The organism is Micromonospora marincola (assembly GCF_056150385.1).
In genome coordinates, this window is sequence record NZ_JAXCFT010000003.1 from 215,832 (window position 1) to 232,999 (window position 17,168).

The window sequence follows — 17,168 nt, forward strand, 5'->3', positions numbered from 1 at the left end:
CGCCGGCTACTTCGCCGGGCCGGGTCGGGTCAGGTGCCAGGCCAGCAACGAGGCGAGCAGTGCGAGCAGCACCACCCCACCGGAGATGCCGCCGCCCTCGCCGCCGCCGGCCCGGTGCCCGGTGGCGCCGAAGTAGATCACCGCCAGTCCGGCGAGCACCGTCACGAACGTCCGCAGTCCTCGGTCCCTCACGCCCGGACGGTACGACAGGCGGCGGTTGCGGCGGCCCGTTTCGCCCCGGTCGTCCCCCGTACGGGTCAGTCCGTCTCCAGGTCGTCGAGGGAGACGGCGTGGGTCATCAGCCAGCGGGCCAGGGCGGCCATCCCGAACAGCCACAGCGGCGCCGACTCGGTGGTGCCGTTCGTGGCGAAGATGGCGAACCGCAGGTCCGGGGCCCGGTACGCCTCGATCCGCCACCTGTGGTTCTTGTCCCGCCAGATCGCGGAAGGGTCCATGGCGTCACGGTAGGTGACCGGGGCGGGCGTCGGCGGCGGTTGGCTCAGCCGCCCGGCACGACGTAGCGGCCGAGCACCATGCCCGCCACCGCCAGCACGAGGGAAATCGCGATGCCGCCGAGGATGAACCACCCGAGCCCGGTCCAGCCCGAGCGGCGCGGCCGGGCGGCCGGCACGTCCGCGCGCCATCGTTCCCGCCAGGTCCACGCGAGCACGCCGAGGCCGAGCGGCAGCAGCCCGACCCAGAACCAGTACCAGCGGGTGCCGACCACCGGCGGCGGCCCGGCGACGAGCATGATCAGCCAACCGACGCCGATCACCAGGGCCAGCGTCGCGGCGGCGTTGGCGAGCGCGTCCGCCAGGGTGTCCCCGCCATGGGTGGTGGCGTCCCGGGCCCGCGGATCGGCGAGCGGATCGGCGAGCGGATCCGGTCCCGGCCACGTCGCGGCGTCCGGTGCCGGGCTCGCCTCCGGACCCGGGCCGACGCCCGTGACGTCACCCTCGGTCGGGGTCCGCGCCGGCAGGTAGGTGTAGCGGAACTGGCCGTCGGGACGGGTCCAGACGACCGTCGAGCCGCCCGGCACATAACGGGGTTCGGGACGCCGGCCCCAGGCCCCGCCGGTATCCCACCCCTCGGCGCGGGTGATCGTCAGCACCCGGCCGGCCGCGAGATCACCTTCCAGGTCGCTCTGGTCTGCGGCGCGCGGCGCGGACCACCAGGCGAGCGCCGCCCAGACCAGCCAACAGGCCAGCACCGCTGCCGGCAGCGCCCGCCGGCGCAGCCAAGCCCCGTCGAGCCGGACGGTGCGGAGCCTGTCGATCATGCCGACACCATGCCATCCGGACGCAACCGGTCAGCCGGGCGGGCGGACCACCTCGCGGGCGTCGCCGGGCAGCCGGCGGGTGGCGCCGCGGCGGTCGAGCAGCTCCAGCAGCGGGACCGCCACCCGGCGGGTGGTGCCGAGCGCCTGCCGGGCGGCGCTGAGCGTGAACGGCTGTGGCAGCCCGGCGAGGACCCGCACCGCGCGCTCCGGCGCACCGGGTAGCAGCACCACGTTCTCGGCCAGCTTCAGCAGTTCCCCGGCGCGCACCGCGGCCCCGATCTCCCGCGGACCCAGGCCGAGGTCGGCGAGGTGGTACGCCTCGGGGGCCTGGAACGGCCGGTCACCGTACTCGGCGCGGACCGTCGCCACGGCTTGGGCCACCGGTTCGGGCAGCGTCCCGGCCGGCGCGGCGGTGACCAAGCCGTCGCGCAGTCGCAGCGGCGGGCGCAGCAGCGCCGTCACAAGCGACCGGTCCGGCAGGCCGAGGCGGTGGCGCAGCGCGTCGACCGGCACGCCGGCGGCGAGCGGCTGCTCGGCGGCGTACCTGGTGACCTCCTCGGTGAGCCGGCGACCCAGGTCCCGCCAGTGGTCGGGGTCGGCCAGCCAGTCCCCGGCCACCGGGGTCGCGGTCGGCGGCACACCCATCCGGGTGAGCTGCCCGGCCCGGACCAGCCGCCGGCGACGCAGCTCGTCGGCCGGGTCGGGGCGCCCGTCAAGTCCGGCCAGGACGGTGGCGCGTGCCGCCGCCGCGCCCCGGCGGCGCAGCGGCGGCGGGTCCACGTCCAGCACTGTCACCCCACCGGCGACGTGGCGCCGGCCCGGGTCGCGCAGCAGCGCCCGGTCGCCGATCAGCAGCGGCAGCGGGCGGGCCAGGCGCAGCCGTACCGTGTCCGGGCCCAGCGGCCGGACACGGGCGGGCACCGCCGCGGCGCCGACGTGCAGCGTGAGGGTGGCCGGCAGGGCGGCGGCCGGATCCCCGGCCAGGCGCACGTCGAGCAGGTCGGTGCGGCCGAAGCGGCCGGGGCTCAGCAGGGCGTCGCCGCGCCCGACCCGTTCGCGGGGCAGGCCGCGCAGGTTCGCCGCCACCCGGGCCACGGCGTCGACCTGGGAGTGGGCGACGCCGAGCGAGTGCAGGCCGCGGACCCGCACCGGCTCCCCGGTGGCGGCGAGTTCGAGTGCGTCGCCGACGCGCAGCCGGCCGCCGCCGAGGGTGCCGGTGACCACGGTGCCGCTGCCGCGCACGGTGAACGCCCGGTCCACCCAGAGCCGCACCGGGGCGTCCCGGGCCGGGTCGGGCAGCCGGGCGACCAGGCGGTCCAGGGCGGCGCGCAGCTCGGGCAGGCCGGCGCCGGTGACCGCGGAGACCGGCACCGCCTCCACCTCGCCGAGCGAGGTCGCGGCGATCTCCTCGCGGGCCCGCGCCACCGCCGGCCCCGGGTCGGCCAGGTCCGCGCGGGTCACCGCCAGCAGCCCGTACGACACCCCGAGCGCATCGAGCGCGGCCAGGTGCTCGGCGGACTGCGGCATCCAGCCCTCGTCGGCGCCGACGACGACGAGCGCGGCCGGGACCGGGCCGACCCCGGCGAGCATGTTCGGCACGAACCGTTCGTGCCCGGGCACGTCGACGAACGCCAGCGTGCCGCCGGAGGGCAGGGTGGTCCAGGCGAATCCCAGGTCGATGGTCATGCCCCGGCGACGTTCCTCCGCCCACCGGTCCGGTTCCATCCCGGTCAGCGCCCGGACCAGGGTGGACTTGCCGTGGTCGACGTGCCCGGCGGTGGCCATCACCCACACCTGCTCAGCCCGCCACGCGAAGGATCGCCGCGCGGACGCGGTCGTCGGCGGTGTCGGGCACGGCGCGCAGGTCCAGCAGGAGCCGGCCGTGCAGCACCCGGCCGAGGACCGCGGGGTCGCCGGTGCGCAGCGGCAGCGCGTACCGCTCGGGCAGGCTCAGCGCCCACGAGTCCAGCTCCACCCCGGGCGCGCCGCCGCCGCCGACGACCGCCGCCGCCGGCACCACCTCGGCCTTGCAGCCGTCGGCGCCGAGCCTGTCGCGCAGCCGTTCGGTGCGGGCGCGCAGCCGGCCCGGGTCGGCGTGCAGCGCCTCACCGGTCGGCGTGGCCGGCGCGTGCAGGGTGGCGGCGAGCGCGGCGAGGGTGAGCTTGTCCACCCGCAGCGCCCGCGCGAGGGGGTGCCGGCGCAGCCGTTCGACCAGGTCGGCGGCGCCGAGCAGCAGGCCGGCCTGCGGGCCGCCGAGCAGCTTGTCGCCGCTTGCGGTGACCAGGTGGGCGCCGGCGCGCAGCGTGGTCGCCGCGTCCGGCTCCTCGGGCAGCAGCGGGTCCGGGGCGAGCAGCCCGGAGCCGATGTCGGCGACCACAGGCACGCCGAGCGTGGCCAGCTCGCCGACCGGCACCGCCGAGGTGAAGCCGGTGACCAGGAAGTTCGACGGGTGCACCTTGAGCACGAAGCCGGTGTCCGGGCCGATCGCGGCGGCGTAGTCGGCCCGGGAGGTGCGGTTGGTGGTGCCCACCTCACGCAGCCGGGCGCCGGTGCTGGCAAGCAGGTCGGGCAGGCGGAACCCGTCGCCGATCTCGACCAGCTCGCCGCGGCTGACCACGATCTCCCGGCCGGCGGCGAGCGCGGTGGCGGCAAGCACCAGCGCGGCGGCGCCGTTGTTCACCACGTGCACGGCTGGCGCGTCGGGCACGGCGGCGGCGAGCGCGTCGAGCGCCTCCCGGCCGCGCCGGGCCCGCCGGCCGGTGGCCAGGTCGAGTTCCACGTCGGTGTGCCCGGCGGCGGCGACGAGCGCGTCCACGGCCGCAGGGGCGAGGGGTGCCCGGCCGAGGTTGGTGTGCAGCACGACGCCCGTGGCGTTCAGCACCGGCCGTGGGGTGCGCCCGGACAGCCCGGCCAGCGCCGCGTCGCGTACCCCCTCGGGGGTGAGTTCGCCGCGGCGGGCCCGCTGCTGGGCCGCGACGATCGCGGCCTTGACCCGGTCGCGGCCGAACGTGCCGGCGGCAGCCGCGAGCGCCGGGTCGGCGAGCAGCGCGTCGGTGCGCGGCACCCGCCGACGCGGGTCCACCTCACGCATCGGCGCTCCCCCTCAGACGGTTGGCGGAGACGGACGGGAATCGAACCCGCCTGGCCCGGGTCCCGGACCACACCGGTTTTGAAGACCGGGAGGGGCACCAGCCGCCTGAACGCCTCCACGTCCGAGTCAACCACAGCGGCCCACCGGCCGCCGGGCGAGGTGGTCAGGCCCCCCGATCGGCGCGTTCCCGCTGCGGGACCACCGTGTACTTCGGGTCGCGCGCCGACGCGACGCCGCCGTGGAAGATCCCGAAGCGGGTGCAGACGGACGCGGCGAGCAGCGCGCCGCCGGAGATCGCGGACAGCAGCCGGCTGCGGCGCCCGGCGAGCGCGCCGACCACCCCGGCGGCGGTGAGCGTGCGGCCGGCGCGCAGCAGCTTCCCGGGGGTGCCGTCGGTGTAGGGCTCGCTGAGCAGGCCCAGCCGGTTCTCCACCCGGTGCGCGCCCCACAGCTCAAGCGCCGCGCCGGCCACCGCGAGACGCCGCGCCGGCCCGGCCTGGTCGGCGGGCGCGGCCAGCAGCCCCACGCCGGCGCCGCTGGCGAGCGCGCTGCCGGCGAAGATGACGGGCAGTTCCGGGTACGCCTCGTGCCACGACGGCACCGCCGTGTCCGCGAGCAGCACCCCGGTGTACGTGGCGAGCGCCGGCGCGGTGACGGCGGCCACCAGCCCGGCGGCGTGCCCGGTCGGGGGCAGCAGCCGGCGGGCCAGCCCGAGCGTGCCGCGCTCGGGCAGCAGGTGCGCCGCCTCGGCGACCGCGGCCAGCCCGGCGGCCGGGCCGAACGCGCTGAGGACCCAGGTGCCCACCGACATCGGCGAGGTCACCTTCGCCACCCGCAGCATGTGGTGGAAGCGGCTCGGCCGGCCCAGGTCGTTGATCAGGAAGTACGCGCTGGCGCTCACCGCGGCAAGCGAGGCGACCCGGCCGGCGCGGCGCAGCGCCGGTCGGCCGGTGAGCTGCCCGCCGGCGGCCAGCAGCGAGGAGCCGGCGGCGAGCCCGCCGGTGAACAGGTACGCGGCGATGTCCCACTTCCACACCGGCGGCTTCAGCACCGGCCGGCCGTAGTAGGACGTGAACTCGGCCGGCGGCACGTTGAGCTGCTCGCCGCCCTTGCCGCCCCGGCCGCCGCGGCGGCGGCCGGTGGCGGCCGGTGGGGCGGGGACCCGCTCGGCGGCCAGGCGCCCCCGGAAGCGACGGAACAGGGCACCCACCGGACGGTCCGTGCTCACGACGACCCTCCGACGAACGCGGCGACGGTCGCCGCCGCCATGGCCAGCGCGGCCAGGCCGGCCCGCTTCCACATCTTCGGCAGGTCCCTGGTGGTGACCACCGGGTCCGGCGGCAGCCCGTACACCTCCGGCTCGTCGAGCAGCAGGAAGAACGCGCCGTCGCCGCCGACCCCGTCGGTCGGGTCGTGGCCGTAGAGGCGGGCCTCCGGCACGCCGCGCTCGTGCAGCGTGGCGACCCGCTGCGCGGCGCGGTCGCGCAGCTCGTCGAGCGGGCCGTACTGGATCGACTCGGTGGGGCAGGCCTGCGCGCAGGCCGGGGTCATGCCGGCGCCCAGCCGGTCGTAGCAGAGCGTGCACTTCCACGCCCGGCCGTCGTCCCTGCGCTGGTCGATCACGCCGTAGGGGCAGGCGGAGATGCAGTAGCCGCAGCCGTTGCAGATGTCCTCCTGCACCACCACGGTGCCGAACTCGGTGCGGAACAGCGAACCGGTCGGGCACACGTCCAGGCAGGCCGCGTGCGTGCAGTGCTTGCAGACGTCGGACATCATCAGCCAGCGGAAGTCGGAGCGGCTCTCCGCGCCGGTGCCCCGCCCCGGCGGCTGCGCGCCGGGCATACCGAGGAACTCCGGCCCGGCCGGGCGGGGCTGCTCGATGAACGCCACGTGCCGCCACGAGTTCGCGGTCAGCGCGCCGGTGTTGTCGTAGGACATGCCGAGCAGGTCGAAGCCCGAGTCGGGGACGCCGTTCCACTCCTTGCAGGCCACCTCGCACGCCTTGCAACCGATGCAGACGCTCGTGTCGGTGAAGAAGCCCATCCGCGGCGGCGCGGACACCCAGCCCGCGTCGGGGGCCGGGTCGAGCGGTCCGTACAGGCTGTTGGCGTCAGGCATGGTCTTCTCCGTCGCGCGCCGCGGCCTCGGGCGTCTGCTCGTCGGTGCTGCCGGCCGCGTTCTCCCCGCCCAGCACGTCGGTGGTCACGATCGGCACCCTACGGTCCGGGGTCATCCCGGCCCGCCGCTGGTAGTCGCCGACCAGGTCGAGCAGCGCCGGCCCGGTTAGCCGCCGGCCGGACCGGATGTCACAGGTGCCGATCTTGCTCTCCTGGATGAGCACGTTCGGGTCCAGGGTGATGCCGAACAGGTCGTTCGCCGAATCGCCGGTGACCAGCCCCTCGGTGCCGAAGTGGTAGGGCAACCAGACCTGGTGGATGATCCGGCCGTCCACCCGCAGCGGGGTGAGCCGGTCGGTGACAAGCACCCGCGCCTCGATCACCGCCCGTCCGCTGATCAGGTGCGCCCAGCCGAGATGCGCCAGCCCGACCTCGGCGGCCAACTCCGGGGACACCTCGACGAACATCTCCGGTTGCAGCTCGGCCAGGCGCGGCACCGTGCGGCTCATCCCGCCCGCCGTGTGGTGCTCGGTCAGCCGGCTGACCGTGAACACGTACGGGAAGACCCCGCTGTGCGGCTCCGGCGGGCTCGGGTTGATCCGGTTCACCGGGTGCTCGTAGATCTTCCGGGTCGGGTTGGCCTGCTGCCCGTAGAGCGGGTTGCGCATCGGCGACTCGGCCGGCTCGTAGTGCGTCGGCATCGGGCCGTCGAGCACGCCGCTCGGCGCGTACAGCCAGGCCTTGCCGTCGCCCTGCATCACGAACGGGTCGTCGCCGGCGAGCGCCTCCGGGCCGGAGGCGTCGTCCGGCGGCCGGTACGTCGGCGGCTTCGTCCGCTCGAAGTCGGGCACGTCGTAGCCGGTCCACTCGCCCTTGTCGGCGTCCCACCAGACGTACTTCTTGCGTTCGCTCCACGGCCGGCCCTCCGGGTCGGCGGAGGCGCGGTTGTAGAGCGTGCGCCGGTTCGCCGGCCACGCCCAACCCCACTCCGCGGCCACCCAGTCCTGCTCGTGCCGGGACTTGCGGCGGGCCGCCTGGTTCACCCCGTCGGCGTAGACGCCGGAGTAGATCCAGCAGCCGACGGCGGTGGAGCCGTCGGCTTTCGCCTCGGCGAACGCGTTGAGCGGACGACCGGTGGCCACGTCGAAGCCGTTGATCTCCTTCAGCACCGCCTCGGCGCTCGGCTCGGCGTGCTCGCCGTGCGTCGGGTAGTCCCAGGCCAGGTCCAGCAGCGCCCGGTCGCGGGGCGTGGTGGAGGCGGCCAGCTTCTCCCGCAGCACCCGGCCCAGGTGGTAGAAGAACCACAGCTCGGAACGGGCGTCGCCCGGCGGGTCGACCGCCTTCTCCCGCCACTGCAACATCCGCTGGGTCTGGGTGAAGGTGCCCTCCTTCTCCACGTGCGAGGCCGCCGGAAGGAAGAACACCTCGGTCCGGCACTCCTCCGGCACGATCTCCCCGGTGGCGATCTCCGGGCTGTTCTTCCAGAACGTGGCGCTCTCGATCAGGAACAGGTCGCGGACGACCATCCAGTCGAGGTTGGCCATGCCCAGACGCTGGGCCCGGCCGTGCGCGGAGCCGACCGCCGGGTTCTGGCCGAGCAGGAAGTAACCCTTGACCTTGCCGTCGATCATGTTCAGGACCTGCTGGTAGGTCCCGTGGTCGCCGGTCATCCGGGGCATCCAGCCGTAGCCGAAGTCGTTCTCCGGCGTCGCCGCGTCACCCCAGTACGCCTTGAGCAGGCTCGCCGCGAACGCCCGCGAGTTGCCCCAGAAGCCCTTCTGGCCGGGGTGCCGGATGCTGTCCACCCACTTGTCGAACGTCGGGTGGTCGGCGTGGTGCGGCATCGGCAGGTAGCCGGGCAGCAGGTTGAACAGCGTCGGGATGTCGGTGGAGCCCTGGATGCTCGCGTGCCCGCGCAGCGCGAGGATGCCACCGCCCGGCCGGCCCATGTTCCCAAGCAGCGTCTGGATGATCGCCCCGGTGCGGATGTACTGCACGCCGACGCTGTGCTGCGTCCACCCCACCGAGTAGACGAGCGCGCCGGTGCGCTCCCGACCGGAGTTCTCCGTCCAGGCGCGGGCCAGCTCCAGGAACTTGTCCTCCGGGATGCCGCAGACCCGCGCCACCATCTCCGGGGTGTAGCGGGCGAAGTGCCGCTTCAGGATCTGGTAGACGCAGCGCGGGTGCCGCAACGTCTCGTCCCGCCGGGTCTGCGCCGGCACCGGCTCGCCGTGCGACTCGTGCTCCAGCCCGGACGCCGAGTCACGCTCCTTGCCGGTGCCCCGGATCTTGGTGTTGCCCTCCTGGCCCTCGTACTGCCAGCTGGCATGGTCGTAGGAGCCGGTCTCCGGGTTGTAGCCGGAGAAGAGGCCGTCCAGGTCCTCGGTGTCGGCGAACTGCTCGCTGACGATGGTGGCCGCGTTCGTGTACGCCAGCACGTACTCCCGGAAGTCCAGCTCGTTGTCCAGGATGTAGCGCACCACGCCGCCGAGCAGCGCGATGTCGGTGCCCGCCCGGATCGGGAGGTAGGTATCGGCGAGCGCGCTGGTGCGGGTGAACCGCGGGTCGACGTGGAAGACCTTCGCGCCGCGCTTCTTCGCCTCCATCACCCACTGGAAGCCCACCGGGTGGGCCTCGGCCATGTTGGAGCCCTGGATGACGATGACGTCAGCGTTGGCGAGGTCCTGCTGGAAGTCCGTCGCGCCGCCGCGACCGAAGCTGGTCCCCAGACCGGGGACGGTGGCGGAGTGTCAAATGCGGGCCTGGTTCTCGATCTGGAGTGCCCCCATCGCCGTGAACAGCTTCTTGATGAGGTAGTTCTCCTCGTTGTCGAGCGTCGCCCCACCGAGGCTGGAGATGCCGAGCGTCCGGTTGAGCGGGCGACCGTGGTCGTCGACGTCCTCCCAGGTCTCGTCGCGGGCGGCCAGGACCCGGTCGGCGATCATGTCGAGCGCGACGTCGAGGTCCAGGTCCTCCCACTCGGTCGCGTACGGCCGGCGGTAGCGGACCTTGGTCTGCCGCAGCGGGCTTGTCACCAGGCTCTTGCTTGCCGAACCCTTCGGGCAGAGCCGGCCGCGGGAGATCGGGCTGTCCGGGTCGCCCTCGATCTGGGTGACCTGGCCGTCCTTGTGGAAGACGCGCTGCCCGCAGCCGACCGCGCAGTAGGGGCAGACCGACCGGGCCATGCCGTCGGCGGTCTCGGTGCGGGCGGTCAGCTCGGCGGAACGCGCCGACTGCGCGGCGGCGCCGCGACCCAGCGGGTCCGTGCCGGTGAGTTGCCGGTAGACCGGCCACCCCTGGATGAACGTCTTCAGACCCACCCGGGCACCCCCTCCACGCTGAGACCGGCTGACACTGAGCACACTAGGCCAGCCGAACATGGCTCGCGAGTCGAGTGGACAACAGCGCCGCCCCGGCCTGGTGACCGGGGCGGCGCTGGGCGTCGGTGTGCAGGTCGCCTCTCGGCGAGTGGCGCGACGCGGCTCCAGCCGAACGGTATTCCGCGAAGGCAATTTAGGTGAGGCCCGGGGACACTGGTCACACCGACGCTCTGCACAACGGTACCGGGGGGCCGCCTCTTCCGCCGGGCGTCGTGACGCCGGTCACCGACTCCGGCGCTCGGCACACCGGGCAGGAGTTACCCTGATGCCATGTCCGCCACCGTCAGCGCGTACCTCGCCCGGCCCGGGCGTCCCGCGGTGGTGGCGCGCACCCTGGCCGAGTTGGCCGGCCCCACCACCGGCATCGTCGAGCTGCCGGTGCGCCTGATGTGGTGCGGCGAACGGGCCTTCGACCTCGCCGACCCGGACGAGCTGCTCTGGATGTACGAGAACGTGCTGCGCGAGACCAGCCGGGTGGACGACCTGCGGGAACTGATCCACGCGGGGACGCTGCGCCGGGTGTGGCCGCTGCTCAACCTGCCCCGGGGCGTACGCCTGGCCTGGGAGGGCCGGCACCGGAGCCTGCGCGCCGCGTGAGGCATCCGCACGACTTCTACCGGGAGGTGGCCCGGGTGGCCCTGGCCGCCGCCGGCCCGCACCGGTTCGTGCTCGGCGGCGGCGTGGCCTGGGCGGCGCACGGCCTGGTCACCCGCCCCACCGAGGACGTCGACCTGTTCGCCGACGTCGAGGGCGCCGCCGCCGCGGCTGCCGCCGACGTGCGCGCCGCGCTGGAACGGGCCGGTTACCTGGTGGACGAGGCGGACCCGGGCGGGCTGGGCGAGGTGTTCGACGGCTTCGACCGCGACCTGCGCGACTTCGTGGTCAGCCTCGGTGACCGTCGGATCCGCCTCAGCCTGGCCCGGCTGGACCGCCACCGCAGCCCGGTGGTGATGGACTTCGGCCCGGTGATGGACGTGCGGGACCTGATCGCCAACAAGACCGCCGCGCTCGTCAACCGGCGCGAGGTACGCGACTACATCGACGTGGCCGCCGCGCTTGACCGGTACGCGGTGACCGAGCTGCTGGAGCTGGCCCGGCAGGTCGACCCGGCGCTCGAGGACACCGACGTGCGCGCGGCCGGCCGCTACCTCGACGGGCTCGCCGACCGCCGGTTCACCCGCTACGGGCTGGACGCGGCGCGGATCGCCGAGGTGCGCCGCCGGATGGCCGCCTGGCCCCGCTGAGACGCCGGGGTCACTTCGTCAGCCGGCCGCCTGTGACACCGAGGATCTCGCCGGTGACGTAGCTCGACTCCGGGGAGGCGAAGAAGACGTACGCCGGGGCCAGCTCGGCCGGCTGGCCGGGGCGACCCATCGGCACGTCGGTGCCGAACTCCCTGACCTTCTCCGGCGGCATGGTGGCCGGGATCAGCGGCGTCCAGACCGGGCCGGGCGCGACCGCGTTGACGCGGATGCCCCGGTCGGCCAGGTTCAGCGCCAGCGCCTTGGTGAAGTTGGCGATGGCCGCCTTGGTGGTGGCGTAGTCGAGCAGTTGCGGCGACGGGTCGAACGCCTGGATCGACGACGTGTTGATGATCGCCGAGCCCTCCTTGAGGTGCGGCACCGCGAACTTGCTCAGCCAGAACATGGCGTACACGTTGGTCTTGAAGACCCGGTCGAACTGCTCGGTGCTGATGTCGTCGATGCCGTTGTCCTGCGACATCTGGTAGGCCGCGTTGTTGACCAGGATGTCGATGCCCCCCAGGTCGGTGACCGCGCGGTCGATCAGCTCGCGGCAGTTGGCCTCCTCGCGCAGGTCGGTGCGGACGGCCACGCCCCGGCGTCCGGCCTGCTCGACCAGGCTGACCGTCTCCCGGGCGTCCGCCGCCTCCTCCTCGCCCAGATAGGAGACCAGGACGTCGGCGCCCTCGCGGGCGAAGGCGATGGCCACGGCCCGGCCGATGCCGGAGTCACCGCCGGTGATGACCGCCCGCTTGCCGCTGAGCCGGTCGGCGCCCCGGTAGGACTCCTCGCCGTGGTCCGGCTTCGGGCCCATCTCCTGCTCCGTGCCGGGGGTGGACTGCTGCTGGCCGTACTGCTCGGTCGGGTCCTGCTTGGCGTACTGGTCCTCGCTCATGCCTGCGCCCTACCCCGACGCGCGCCCGGAAAACGCCAGATGGTCTATGGTGCGCAACGGCGCCCACGAGGCGCGTACCCCCATGGAAAGGCACCGCATTGACCTCCTCCTCCGGCGCCTCGCGGCGCCAGGTGCTTGCCGTCGCCGCCGCCGCGGCGACCGCTCCCCTGCTCGCCGGTGCGCCCGCCGAGGCGAAGCCGAAGCCGCCGAAGACCTGGGACCTGACCGTCCTCGGCACGTCGGACACCCACGGCAACGTCTACAACTGGGACTACTACCGGGATTCCGAGTACGACGACAGCGCGCACAACGACGTCGGCGTCGCGAAGCTGGCCACCCTGGTCAACCAGATCCGCGCCGAGCGCAGGGGCCGGGCGACCCTGGTCCTCGACGCCGGGGACACCATCCAGGGCACGCCACTCGCGACCTACTACGCCAAGCAGGAGCCGATCACCAGCACCGGTGAGACGCACCCGATGGCAAATGCGATGAACGTGCTGCGCTATGACGCCGTCACGCTCGGCAACCACGAGTTCAACTACGGCCTGCCGCTGCTGGCCACCTGGATCAAACAGCTCGGCTTCCCGGCCCTGGCCGCCAACGCGATAAACGCGAAGACCGGCAAGCCGGCCTTCCCCCCGTACGTGATCAAGCAGGTCCAGCTCGGCGGGCACGGCGCGCCGAAGCTGCGGGTGGGCATCCTCGGCCTGACCAACCCCGGCGTGGCCATCTGGGACCGGGCGAACGTCGAGGACCGCCTGGTCTTCGCCGACATGGTCGCCACCGCCGCGAAGTGGGTGCCGGAGATGCGCCGGCGCGGCGCGGACGTGGTCATCATCTCCGCGCACGGCGGCGACAGCGGCACCTCCAGCTACGGCCCGGAGCTGCCGAACGAGAACCCGACCGCGCTGATCGCCGAGCAGGTGCCGGGCATCGACGCGATCCTGTTCGGCCACGCCCACAACGAGGTGCCGCAGAAGTTCGTCACCAACCGCAAGACCGGCCGGGCGGTGCTCACCTCCGAGCCGTCCAAGTGGGGCCAGCGGCTGACCCGGATGGACTTCACGCTGACCCGGCACAAGGGCTGCTGGAAGGTGGTCGGCTCGTCGGCCACCACGCTGAACACCAACACCGTGGTCGAGGACCCGGCGGTGCTCGCGGCCGTCCGGGGCCAGCACGCCAAGACCGTCGACTACGTCAACAAGGTCGTCGCGCAGTCGAGCGTGGAGCTGACCGCCGCCGAGTCGCGCTACAGGGACACCCCGATCCTCGACTTCATCAACCACGTCCAGACCGAGGTGGTCACCGAGGCGCTTGCCGGCGGCGCGTACGCGGGACTGCCGGTGCTGTCGATCGCCGCGCCGTTCAGCCGCACCGCGGTGTTCCCCCAGGGTGACGTGCGGATCCGTGACGTGGCCGGCCTCTACGTGTACGACAACACGCTTGAGGCGGTCGTGCTGACCGGCGCCGAGGTGAAGGCGTACCTGGAGTACTCGGCGAAGTACTTCACCACCGTCCCGGTCGGCGCCCCGGTCGACGTGGCGACCATCAGCGACCCGACCGTGCCGGACTACAACTACGACGTGTTCTCTGGCGTCGACTACGACATCGACATCTCGAAGCCGGTCGGCCAGCGGATCACCCGCCTGGTGCTCGCCGGCACCGACACCCCGGTGGCGGCGGACGCGCAGTTCGTGGTGGCGGTGAACAACTACCGGCGCAGCGGCGGCGGCAACTTCCCCGGCATCGTGAAGACCCAGGTCTACAACGCGCAGCAGGAGATCCGCCAGCTCCTGATCGACTGGGCGCAGGCCAAGGGCGTCATCGACCCGGCCGACTTCTACGTGCCGAACTGGAAGCTGGTCCGCGACGGCGTGCCGGTCTTCTGACCCGTCCCAGCCCGCCCCCGCCCGGTTGATCATGAAGTTGGCGGTGCTCCCGTTCCGTTTTGTCACCGCCAACTTCATGATCGACGCGACCGAGTGGAGATCTTGGAAGGAGAGGGCCCCGGGAGGGGCCGGGAGCTTCCAAGATCTGTGGCGAGATCGTCGGGGGGTCGACTCGATGATCCAGTCCGACGAGCTGATCGGCCGGGACACGCCGGTCCCGCCGGATGCGGCTCGCGGAGACACCCATGGTGTTCCACTCGCGGGCTGGATGACGCACGACTGGAACGTCATGGGTGTCTACGGTGCCCTGACGCACGATGTCGCGGCCGGCGCGACGGTGGCCGGGGCGCCATCCGCCGGGCCGCGTCCCGCTCACGGGCTGGTCGGGTCACGGATGGAACGGCATTGGCTGAGGGTCAGCCGCCGGCGCGCAGGTGCCACTCCGACTCGCCGCCGGCCGGGTCCGGGCGGTCCGGGCGGCTGTCCGTCTCGGTGGACTCCGCGCGCTCCTCGGGGCGTACCCGGGGTGGCAACTCGCCGAAGCGGACATGCCGCAGGAACGCGTACTCCTCGTCGGTGAACGACTCGACCGGCTCGCCCATACCCGCATTGTGCGCCAGCCCGTCCAACGCCGGTATCAACCGGGGCGGCACGGGTATGCCGCCGCGACGGCCGTCGGCGACGAGGTGGGAGGGCGACGATGCGCGCGGTACGGATGACCGCCCCCGGGGTGCTGGAGCTGACCGAGGCGCCCACCCCGCAGGCCGGACCCGGTGAGGTGCTGCTGCGCGTCGGCGCGGTCGGCGCCTGCCACTCGGACCTGCACATCCTCGACGCCGAGGCGGGGATGTTCCCCACCCCGATGACGCTCGGCCACGAGATCGCCGGCACGGTGGAGACCGCCGGTCCCGGCGTCGACGGCTGGTCGCCCGGGGACCGGGCCGCGGTCTACGGGATCATCGGCTGCGGCAGGTGCCGGGCCTGCCTGCGGGGCGAGGAGAACCGCTGCCGGGTCGTCCCGGTCGGCGGCATCGGCCTCAGCCGTGACGGGGGGCTCGCCGAGTATGTGGCGGTGCCGGCGTCCCGGCTGCTGCATGTGGGTGACATGGACCTGACCCAGGCCGCTCCGCTCACCGACGCCGGGCTGACCCCGTACCACGCGGTGGAACTGGCCCGGCCCCGGCTGCGGCCCGGCACCACCTGCGTGGTGATCGGCATCGGCGGCCTGGGGCACATGGCGTTGCAGATCCTGGTCGCCACCACGGCGGTGCGGATCGTCGCGGTGGACACAAGCGTCGCGGCGCTGGACCTGGCCGGCCGCCTCGGCGCCCACCACGTGGTGCCGGCCGGCCCGGACGCCGTGGCGAAGATCCGTGAGCTGGTCGGCCCGCCGCCGGACGGCGCGGACGTGGTGCTCGACTTCGTCGGCGCGCAACCCACCCTGGACACCGCCCGGCAGGTCGTCGCGACCGGCGGTCAACTGCTGCTTGTCGGACTTGCAGGTGGGACGCTGCCGGTCCGCCCGGTCGCCGACGCGCCGCCCCCGGTGCCGCTGGAGACCGGCGTGGTGGTGCCGTTCTGGGGCACCCGGGCCGAACTCCAGGAGGTGATCGCGTTGGGTCGGGCCGGCCGGCTGCACGCCGACGTGCGGACGTTCCCGCTTGCCGAGGCGCCCGAGGCGTACGAGGCGTTGCGCCGGGGCGACATCCACGGGCGGGCGGTCATCGTGCCCTGAGCGGGGGCAGCCGGTCGACGAGCGCAAGCCCGGCCCGCACCGGCCGCCGGCCCAGCGCCTCGGCGAAGCTGGCCCTCCCCTGGCAGAACCGGACGAACATTCGCCAGCCGGGCGGGCTGGCCAGGACGGCGTGGAACACGTCGGGCCGCCGTTGGAAGACGTCCAGCAGCCGGTGCCCGGCCCGCATCTCCGGCGCCAGCCGTGCCTCGACCTCGCGGCCGTACCCGTCGAGATCCCCGCCCGCGACCGCCGCGCCGGCCAACCGGCCGGAGCGCAGCGCGTAGCTGATCCCCTCCCGGCTCCACGGCTCCAACAGGCCCGCCGCGTCGCCGGCGACGAGCACCCGGCCGTGGCGCAGCGGGGAGTCCCCGGCCCGGCAGCGGGTGAGGTGGCCGGAGTCGTGCTCCGGGCTGATCCCGGACAGCCCCAGCCGGGCCACGAAGTCCCGCAGGTAGGCCCGGGTCCGCTCGCCCTCACCACGGGCGGCGATGACACCCACGGTGAGCCGGTCGCCCTTCGGGAAGACCCAGGCGTACGAGCCGGGGACCGGCCCCCAGTCGATGAGCACCCGGCCCCGCCACCGGTCCCGTTCGGCGGCGGGGACCGGCAGCTCCACCTCCAACCCCAGGTCCACCTGGCGGAAACGCACCCCCACGTGGCGGGCGGTCACGCCGGAGGAGCCGTCGGCGCCCACCACGCTCCGGGCGCGTACCACCTCGCCGTCGGCCAGCCGCAGGCGTACCTCGTCGGGGTCCTGCTCCACCGCGCGGACCGCGACGCCCTCGCGGACCTGCGCGCCGGCCGCGACCGCGGCGGCGCGCAGCCGGTCGTCGAGTTCCTCCCGGCGGATCATGGTGACCAGCGGCGTGGCGTTGCGGCGGGTGAACGCCCGTCGCCCGTCGCGGGTGAACGTGACCCGGTCGGTGCGGTCCTGGGCGGGCACCTCGATCACGGCGCCGACCTCGGCGAGCGAGGTGCCGATCAGGCCGCCGCCGCAGGTCTTGTACCGGGGATGGGTGGCCCGCTCGACCACGAGCGTGCGCACGCCGGCCCGCGCCGCGGCGTGCGCGGCGGAAAGTCCGGCGGGTCCGCCGCCGACCACCACGAGGTCCCAGATGATCACGCGTGCAGCCTAGGGCACCGGCGCGTCGCCACGCCCGCGACGACAGTCGTTCGGGTGGGCATCTTCGCCGTTCCCCGGGGTAACCGCCGGTCGCCGGCCGTCCGCAGGTCGGGCGGCCCACCGGCGAGGAGGGAAGCCATGCCTCAGGTCCAACTGTCCGCGGCCGAGGAACGGGTGTACCAGGCGGTCACCGCGCTTGAGGTACGGGGACACGTCCCCTACCCGGACATGATCGCCGAGGAGACCGGGATGACCGAGGAAGAGGTGCACGCGCCGTTGCACTCGCTCACCGAGCGAGGGCTGCTGCACCGGGAGGACTCGCCGATGTCGGGCCTGGACTTCGGGCCCCGCTGGTGCGCGCGTCAGACAGCCTGATCATGTCGTTTGCCCCTCCGGGGTCCGGGTAGCGATCGGGGAT

Annotated in this window: 16 protein-coding genes and 1 tRNA gene; 5 read left to right on the top strand and 12 right to left on the bottom strand. The window is 74.0% G+C overall.

The features are described 5' to 3' along the window. Positions 1 to 6 precede the first annotated feature (6 nt). The 9 genes from SM450_RS09170 to fdh form a co-directional block, all read right to left on the bottom strand. Entirely contained in the window at positions 7 to 192 is a 186-nt protein-coding gene (locus SM450_RS09170; RefSeq protein WP_474619259.1) for a hypothetical protein, read from the bottom strand. A gap of 65 nt (positions 193 to 257) precedes the next feature. Next, a complete protein-coding gene (locus SM450_RS09175) occupies positions 258 to 455 on the bottom strand; it encodes a hypothetical protein (protein ID WP_091056808.1) in 198 nt (65 codons plus the stop codon). A 44-nt stretch (positions 456 to 499) separates the two neighbouring features. Beyond that, positions 500 to 1,279: a hypothetical protein gene (locus tag SM450_RS09180; protein WP_474619260.1), complete on the bottom strand. Its 780-nt coding sequence runs from the start codon at positions 1,277 to 1,279 to the stop codon at positions 500 to 502. A 30-nt stretch (positions 1,280 to 1,309) separates the two neighbouring features. Next, entirely contained in the window at positions 1,310 to 3,073 is a 1,764-nt protein-coding gene (selB, locus tag SM450_RS09185; RefSeq protein ID WP_474619261.1) for a selenocysteine-specific translation elongation factor, read from the bottom strand. A gap of 4 nt (positions 3,074 to 3,077) precedes the next feature. After that, the gene (gene selA / locus SM450_RS09190) at positions 3,078 to 4,370 is read right to left on the bottom strand and encodes an L-seryl-tRNA(Sec) selenium transferase (RefSeq protein WP_474619262.1); all 1,293 of its coding nucleotides are present in this window, start codon (positions 4,368 to 4,370) and stop codon (positions 3,078 to 3,080) included. Positions 4,371 to 4,391: 21 nt separating this feature from the next. After that, positions 4,392 to 4,487 (bottom strand) — tRNA-Sec (locus tag SM450_RS09195). 46 nt (positions 4,488 to 4,533) lie between these two features. Next, positions 4,534 to 5,598, bottom strand: a complete 1,065-nt coding sequence (gene nrfD, locus SM450_RS09200) for an NrfD/PsrC family molybdoenzyme membrane anchor subunit (protein ID WP_474619263.1) — start codon at positions 5,596 to 5,598, stop codon at positions 4,534 to 4,536. Further along, a complete protein-coding gene (locus SM450_RS09205; RefSeq protein WP_474619264.1) occupies positions 5,595 to 6,488 on the bottom strand; it encodes a 4Fe-4S dicluster domain-containing protein in 894 nt (297 codons plus the stop codon). The genes nrfD and SM450_RS09205 overlap by 4 nt, the downstream gene beginning before the upstream one ends. Continuing rightward, entirely contained in the window at positions 6,481 to 9,807 is a 3,327-nt protein-coding gene (gene fdh, locus SM450_RS09210) for a formate dehydrogenase (protein WP_474619265.1), read from the bottom strand. Before fdh ends, SM450_RS09205 begins: the two co-directional genes overlap by 8 nt. 330 nt (positions 9,808 to 10,137) lie before the next feature. On the opposite strand from fdh, the gene SM450_RS09215 reads away from it, so the two are divergent. Together SM450_RS09215 and SM450_RS09220 are read left to right on the top strand one after the other, a co-directional pair. Further along, positions 10,138 to 10,464: a hypothetical protein gene (locus SM450_RS09215; protein WP_474619266.1), complete on the top strand. Its 327-nt coding sequence runs from the start codon at positions 10,138 to 10,140 to the stop codon at positions 10,462 to 10,464. Beyond that, the gene (locus SM450_RS09220) at positions 10,461 to 11,111 is read left to right on the top strand and encodes a nucleotidyl transferase AbiEii/AbiGii toxin family protein (RefSeq protein WP_474619267.1); all 651 of its coding nucleotides are present in this window, start codon (positions 10,461 to 10,463) and stop codon (positions 11,109 to 11,111) included. The genes SM450_RS09215 and SM450_RS09220 overlap by 4 nt, the downstream gene beginning before the upstream one ends. Positions 11,112 to 11,121: 10 nt before the next feature. Here the strand turns inward: SM450_RS09220 and SM450_RS09225 are convergent, their stop codons facing one another. Further along, entirely contained in the window at positions 11,122 to 12,003 is an 882-nt protein-coding gene (locus SM450_RS09225) for an SDR family oxidoreductase (RefSeq protein WP_474619268.1), read from the bottom strand. A 98-nt stretch (positions 12,004 to 12,101) separates the two neighbouring features. On the opposite strand from SM450_RS09225, the gene SM450_RS09230 reads away from it, so the two are divergent. After that, positions 12,102 to 13,892 (top strand): bifunctional metallophosphatase/5'-nucleotidase, encoded by a 1,791-nt coding sequence (locus SM450_RS09230; protein WP_474619269.1) that lies wholly within the window; start codon positions 12,102 to 12,104, stop codon positions 13,890 to 13,892. Between the two features lie 416 nt (positions 13,893 to 14,308). On the opposite strand, the gene SM450_RS09235 is transcribed toward SM450_RS09230, so the two are convergent. Continuing rightward, positions 14,309 to 14,494 (bottom strand): hypothetical protein, encoded by a 186-nt coding sequence (locus tag SM450_RS09235; protein ID WP_474619270.1) that lies wholly within the window; start codon positions 14,492 to 14,494, stop codon positions 14,309 to 14,311. 98 nt (positions 14,495 to 14,592) lie between these two features. On the opposite strand from SM450_RS09235, the gene SM450_RS09240 reads away from it, so the two are divergent. Next, positions 14,593 to 15,627: an NAD(P)-dependent alcohol dehydrogenase gene (locus SM450_RS09240; protein WP_474619271.1), complete on the top strand. Its 1,035-nt coding sequence runs from the start codon at positions 14,593 to 14,595 to the stop codon at positions 15,625 to 15,627. Here SM450_RS09240 and SM450_RS09245 read toward each other — a convergent pair. After that, positions 15,614 to 16,750, bottom strand: a complete 1,137-nt coding sequence (locus SM450_RS09245; protein WP_474619272.1) for a geranylgeranyl reductase family protein — start codon at positions 16,748 to 16,750, stop codon at positions 15,614 to 15,616. The two genes, SM450_RS09240 and SM450_RS09245, sit on opposite strands and share 14 nt — an antisense overlap. Before the next feature lie 138 nt (positions 16,751 to 16,888). Between SM450_RS09245 and SM450_RS09250 the strand changes: the two genes are divergently transcribed. Continuing rightward, the gene (locus SM450_RS09250; RefSeq protein WP_474619273.1) at positions 16,889 to 17,125 is read left to right on the top strand and encodes a hypothetical protein; all 237 of its coding nucleotides are present in this window, start codon (positions 16,889 to 16,891) and stop codon (positions 17,123 to 17,125) included. The last annotated feature ends 43 nt before the right edge of the window (positions 17,126 to 17,168 follow it).

Excerpts from the sequence above, each read along its gene's own strand:
- SM450_RS09175 (WP_091056808.1), bottom strand. The coding sequence starts at position 455 with ATGGACCCTTCCGCGATCTGGCGGGACAAGAACCACAGGTGGCGGATC.
- SM450_RS09180 (WP_474619260.1), bottom strand. The coding sequence starts at position 1,279 with ATGATCGACAGGCTCCGCACCGTCCGGCTCGACGGGGCTTGGCTGCGC.
- selA (WP_474619262.1), bottom strand. The coding sequence starts at position 4,370 with ATGCGTGAGGTGGACCCGCGTCGGCGGGTGCCGCGCACCGACGCGCTG.
- SM450_RS09205 (WP_474619264.1), bottom strand. The coding sequence starts at position 6,488 with ATGCCTGACGCCAACAGCCTGTACGGACCGCTCGACCCGGCCCCCGAC.
- SM450_RS09215 (WP_474619266.1), top strand. The coding sequence starts at position 10,138 with ATGTCCGCCACCGTCAGCGCGTACCTCGCCCGGCCCGGGCGTCCCGCG.
- SM450_RS09225 (WP_474619268.1), bottom strand. The coding sequence starts at position 12,003 with ATGAGCGAGGACCAGTACGCCAAGCAGGACCCGACCGAGCAGTACGGC.
- SM450_RS09235 (WP_474619270.1), bottom strand. The coding sequence starts at position 14,494 with ATGGGCGAGCCGGTCGAGTCGTTCACCGACGAGGAGTACGCGTTCCTG.
- SM450_RS09240 (WP_474619271.1), top strand. The coding sequence starts at position 14,593 with ATGCGCGCGGTACGGATGACCGCCCCCGGGGTGCTGGAGCTGACCGAG.
- SM450_RS09250 (WP_474619273.1), top strand. The coding sequence starts at position 16,889 with ATGCCTCAGGTCCAACTGTCCGCGGCCGAGGAACGGGTGTACCAGGCG.